The 4386-nt window shown below is 60.7% G+C and carries 6 protein-coding genes and 1 pseudogene; 2 read left to right on the top strand and 5 right to left on the bottom strand.

The genetic code is table 11. The annotated features are described in order from the left end of the window. From EN932_RS38475 to EN932_RS30230, 4 genes and pseudogenes are all read right to left on the bottom strand, one after another. Nucleotides 1-280: pseudogene (locus tag EN932_RS38475) on the bottom strand (hypothetical protein); the annotation flags it as partial. A gap of 70 nt (nucleotides 281-350) precedes the next feature. After that, complete coding sequence (locus tag EN932_RS30240) at nucleotides 351-608, bottom strand: hypothetical protein (RefSeq protein ID WP_008874920.1); 258 nt, start codon at nucleotides 606-608, stop codon at nucleotides 351-353. A gap of 458 nt (nucleotides 609-1066) precedes the next feature. After that, on the bottom strand, nucleotides 1067-1444 hold the full coding sequence (locus EN932_RS30235; RefSeq protein ID WP_013532565.1) for a TIGR02301 family protein: 378 nt from the start codon (nucleotides 1442-1444) through the stop codon (nucleotides 1067-1069). A gap of 81 nt (nucleotides 1445-1525) precedes the next feature. Continuing rightward, nucleotides 1526-1960, bottom strand: coding sequence for an NUDIX hydrolase (locus EN932_RS30230; protein ID WP_024503054.1), 435 nt, complete (start codon nucleotides 1958-1960; stop codon nucleotides 1526-1528). 128 nt (nucleotides 1961-2088) lie between these two features. Here EN932_RS30230 and EN932_RS30225 point away from each other — a divergent pair, with 128 nt between their 5' ends. After that, nucleotides 2089-2850: an SOS response-associated peptidase gene (locus EN932_RS30225; RefSeq protein ID WP_127385306.1), complete on the top strand. Its 762-nt coding sequence runs from the start codon at nucleotides 2089-2091 to the stop codon at nucleotides 2848-2850. Nucleotides 2851-2911: 61 nt separating this feature from the next. On the opposite strand, the gene EN932_RS30220 is transcribed toward EN932_RS30225, so the two are convergent. Beyond that, nucleotides 2912-3067, bottom strand: a complete 156-nt coding sequence (locus EN932_RS30220; RefSeq protein WP_013532562.1) for a hypothetical protein — start codon at nucleotides 3065-3067, stop codon at nucleotides 2912-2914. Nucleotides 3068-3457: 390 nt separating this feature from the next. On the opposite strand from EN932_RS30220, the gene cysS reads away from it, so the two are divergent. Continuing rightward, on the top strand, nucleotides 3458-4386 hold a 929-nt coding region (cysS, locus tag EN932_RS30215), incomplete at its 3' end, for a cysteine--tRNA ligase (protein WP_128369298.1).

Raw genomic sequence — 4386 nt, 5'->3', positions numbered from 1 at the left:
CATCCGCCGGACTGTCCGGCTCGGCTTCGGCAGGAGCAGTCGGCTGGCTAGACGGCGGCGGCGTCCCGACCGGGTTGGGCATTGGCACGGTGCTTCCGGGGGGCGACATGTCGTCGGCCGGCGGTGTGACCGTCGGGGGGAGCTCTTCGCGCTTGATTTCGCTCAGCGCATAGGCGGGGCTGCTCGCGAGACACACAACCAGGGGAATCGCGGCACAGCAAGCGGCGAAAGAGATGCGAAGGACCAAGCCACGCGGCTTGCCTGACATCGAAAAACTCACTGCCCGTTTCTCCCTGCTTACGGGCATGACGCCCGAGCGGCATATTGCCGTCAAAGAACCGGACGTCGGTTCAGTGCCGCAGCCGTTCAGGTTCGAAGGCGCCAGCAATCACCTTTTCACGCATACGGTCGAGCAGGGCAAGGGCCGAGGTCTCGCCATTGGCACGCAACATCTCGCCGAAGGCTGTTTCGAGCGCTGCTTCGGCAATGATCTCGGGCTCTATCCCGGCGGAGAGACCTTCCGCCCAGGCCTCGCTGTGGCTTTCCACGGCGGTCAAGCGTTTTTCTTCCCTGACCAGCGCGTCGATGTCGTTGACACCATGTTCCATAAGCGAATGTCCACCCTTTCAAGCTGCGATCCATTGATGTGGATCAGGCCTGATCTGTTCATTTCACACGCAGGGACAATTAAGTATTTGTAAATACGACATTTTTTTGATCATATTTTACAAAGCCCGATTGCCTTGTGCGAAGCTGCGTTCAGTTCGAGTCAAACTTAGCCGATTGGGGCGGCCTGCGGGGCGAAAACCTTCAGTTTGAGTTAATTCCGCTTTCGCGCGGTAAGGTTTCGTTAATACTGTTGCAGAAGTGCAACATGAGGATTGCACCAAGATATTGCCTGGCACAAGCCGATATATCGGCTGTACCCAGCAATGGTTCGGATAGTTGTCGATAAGCGAGTGCCTAAAGCGCGCCGCGTTTGAACGGATTCAGGCGAGGCGCTTTAGGTTTTCGTTTTTATGCGTGTCGTTCTCCCAAAACCGCAGCCACTTTTGGGCGATATGCATTAGTTGCCGTAACGCGAGGCGATGTCGCGAGACAGCGTCTCGCCTTCCTTCATGTAGCGGCTGATGGCTTCGGTCGCCGAGGGCGTGCACCTCGTATAGGTGCCGCCGAAGGAGCGGTAGCCGCGATTGAAGCTGGCAATGAAACGGGCGCGCCGCTCGGCGTCCGGATTTTCCGAATCGAGCAGTTTTGTCATCTCGACACGCCACTGGTCGCCCTTTTCGCCGCACAGATTGCGCAGGAAATGCAGCGAGCCCAGAACCTCCGCCAGCCGCATCAACCCGGGCTCGAACGGCGACTCGGCGCTGAGCGCGGGCCGTATCGAAACGGTCGCGCCGACCGCAAGACACACGGCGAGGAGCATGGATGGACGATTCATAAGCCTTCTCTACCAGCTGCGTGGCTCTGCTAAACAGCATAAGTCTTTGTGGCGAAACAATTTGTGGCCCGCAAGTTGATTTCAGGACAGCAGTCCGGCGTTTCCGCCGGGGGCCAACAAGTCTTCGGCGACCGCGAATACCGAGCCTGCCAGCGGCAGCGCCGCCATCTCGCTGAGCGTATAGAAGGCCGCCGTCTCCGCATCGTCGCTGGCCACGGCCTCGCCGCCGGCATAGGCGGCGCCGAAGACTGTGAGGAGATAATCGACCGGGTGGCTGTCATCCCGGCCGTCGATGTGGATTTCCCGCAGCGGGCGATAATTTGTGGCACGCAAACCGGTTTCTTCCTGAAGTTCGCGCTCTGCCGCTGCCTCCAGCGTCTCACCAGGCTCGACCTTGCCGCCCGGAAAGGCATAGAGCCCTTGCGACGGTTGCCGGGCTCGCTTGACCAGAAGCACGGTGTCTGCCCGCACGACGGCGACCGAGACTGCCGGAAGTATTTTGCGCGCTTCGTTCATGGATTCCCAATCAGGCTGAAGGCCGGTCAGTTGTGGACCGGCCAGCGTGGACAAGTTTTAGCGGTTGCGCAACGCCGGTTCCATCGCCACTTTCAGAAACCGAACCTTTCGAAGGGCACCAATCGACCATGTGCGGACGTTTCGCCTTGACCGCGACGCCGGATCAGACCGCTGCCTTTCTGGACGTGGCGGGGCTTGAGGATTTCCCGGCGCGCTACAACATCGCCCCGACGCAGCCGATCCTGATGGCGGTCGCCGGCCCTCCGCGGGCGCCGGGCTCCAATCTGCCGGACCGGCAGCCAATGCTGGTGCGCTGGGGGCTGATCCCGACCTGGGTGAAGGATACAGGCGAGTTTCCGCTGCTGTTCAACGCGCGCTCCGAAGGGGCTGCCGAAAAGGCGTCGTTCAAGGCCGCCATGCGCCATCGCCGCGCTTTGGTGCCGGCGTCCGGCTTTTATGAATGGCGGCAAACCGGTGGCAAGAAGGGGCAGCCTTACTGGATACGCCCCAGGCATGGCGGGCTGGTTGCCTTCGCCGGACTGATCGAGACCTATGCCGAGCCGGGCGGTTCGGAAATGGACACCGGCGCCATCCTGACCATCAACGCCAATGCCGACATAGCGCATATCCACGACCGCATGCCGGTGGTGATCGATCCCAGGGATTTCGCACGTTGGCTGGATTGCCGCACGCTCGAACCGCGCGATGTCGCCGATCTGTTGCGACCGGCACAGCTCGATTTCTTCGAGGCAATTCCGGTCTCCGACCTCGTCAACAAGGTCGCCAACACCGGACCGGAGATTCAGGAGCGGGGCGAGATCGGGCCGGAGCCCGAGAAGGTCAAGCGCCAGAAGTCCGGCGCGGACGACAGTCAGATGACGTTGTTCTAGCAGAGGGCGCGCGCGTCGGCGCCTTCATTTCTGGCGCCATTGGCGCCGGCCGCCCATCCCTTCAGGCAGCGCGGGGCGAAACGATCTTCTGCGCCGGCTTTTTCTTCTTGGCGGTATGGAGAAGGGCGGCGACGATCGCGGCCGGGCCGATTGCGCGATAGTGGTTGGCCAGCGCGGGCTGCTTGGCGCGGTTGGCTTCCTGCTTGGTTCGGGGCATGTCTCTCTTCCCTGGTAACATTTTCGTGTCTGCGTTTGATGGCCGATTCTGACCAAATCGTGACGCCTGCTGATCTAGCCGGCGAATGTTTCATGACTGTGCCGACATGTTTAATAAAATGTTTCAGTGCATCATTACCTGTGACCCAGCGACGGTTTTGCCGAAACTTGCGACTTGACGGCAACACAAGCCAAGGCGATAAAGCCGCCCATGAAAACGTCTTTCGCCATTTGTGGCATTTGCATTATTGGCTAGCCTCGCGCTGGTCCGGACGTTTTCGCCTCATCTCTCCCCAGATTGGACAAACGCCCCGGCCAGCAGGCTGGAGCCTGATTTGCGTTCGCGCAGGGCTGGCTTCGTCGAATTGAGTTCTGAACCGGGAAGGCACGAATGTCCGACGCATCGCAGGGCCTGCGCCTCTACAACACGCTGACGCGGACGAAAGAGGATTTCGTCCCGATCGATCCGCTGAACGTGCGCATGTATGTCTGCGGCCCGACCGTCTACGACTTTGCTCATATCGGCAATGCCAGGCCGGTGATCGTCTTCGACGTGCTGTTCCGCTTGCTGCGCCATCTCTATGGGCAGACGCACGTCACCTATGTGCGCAACATCACCGACGTAGACGACAAGATCAATGCGCGCGCTTTGCGCGATTTCGGCGGCGAGATCGCTTCCGGCACGCTGTCGTTGAATGAGGCGATCAGGCGGGTCACCGAAAAGACCGCCGACCAGTTCCACAGCGACGTGGCGGTTCTCGGCTGCCTGGAGCCGACGGTCGAGCCGCGCGCCACCGAATTCGTCGAGCCCCGTGCCGACGGCAAGGTCGACATGATCACCTTGATTCAAAGCCTGATCGAACGCGGCCATGCCTATGTTGCTGCGGGCGAAGTCCTGTTCGACACGGCGTCGATGCCCGACTACGGCCAGCTGTCGAAGCGCAATCTCGACGAGCAGCAGGCCGGTGCTCGCGTCGCCGTCGACGCGCATAAGAAAAATCCCGGCGATTTTGTCCTCTGGAAGTTGTCGTCACCGGAGGAGCCGGGCTGGAATTCGCCATGGGGCAGGGGTCGGCCGGGCTGGCACATCGAGTGCTCGGCGATGTCGGCCGCCTATCTCGGCGAGGTCTTCGACATCCATGGCGGCGGCCTCGACCTGATCTTCCCGCACCATGAAAACGAGATCGCCCAGTCGCGTTGCGCCCATGGCACCGAAATGATGGCCAACATCTGGATGCACAACGGCTTCCTGCAGGTCGAAGGGCAGAAAATGTCGAAGAGCCTCGGCAACTTCTACTCGATCAACGAACTCCTGGAGAC

The organism is Mesorhizobium sp. M7A.F.Ca.US.002.01.1.1 (genome assembly GCF_004022955.1).
In the GTDB taxonomy this organism is placed as follows: domain Bacteria; phylum Pseudomonadota; class Alphaproteobacteria; order Rhizobiales; family Rhizobiaceae; genus Mesorhizobium; species Mesorhizobium ciceri.
Note: the sequence above shows the minus strand (reverse complement) of the source record. Positions and strands in the feature narration are given on the sequence as shown.

What these genes read in the sequence shown, in the direction of transcription:
- EN932_RS30240 (WP_008874920.1), bottom strand. Translation starts at nt 608, where the DNA reads ATGGAACATGGTGTCAACGACATCGACGCGCTGGTCAGGGAAGAAAAA.
- EN932_RS30235 (WP_013532565.1), bottom strand. Translation starts at nt 1,444, where the DNA reads ATGAATCGTCCATCCATGCTCCTCGCCGTGTGTCTTGCGGTCGGCGCG.
- EN932_RS30230 (WP_024503054.1), bottom strand. Translation starts at nt 1,960, where the DNA reads ATGAACGAAGCGCGCAAAATACTTCCGGCAGTCTCGGTCGCCGTCGTG.
- EN932_RS30225 (WP_127385306.1), top strand. Translation starts at nt 2,089, where the DNA reads ATGTGCGGACGTTTCGCCTTGACCGCGACGCCGGATCAGACCGCTGCC.
- EN932_RS30220 (WP_013532562.1), bottom strand. Translation starts at nt 3,067, where the DNA reads ATGCCCCGAACCAAGCAGGAAGCCAACCGCGCCAAGCAGCCCGCGCTG.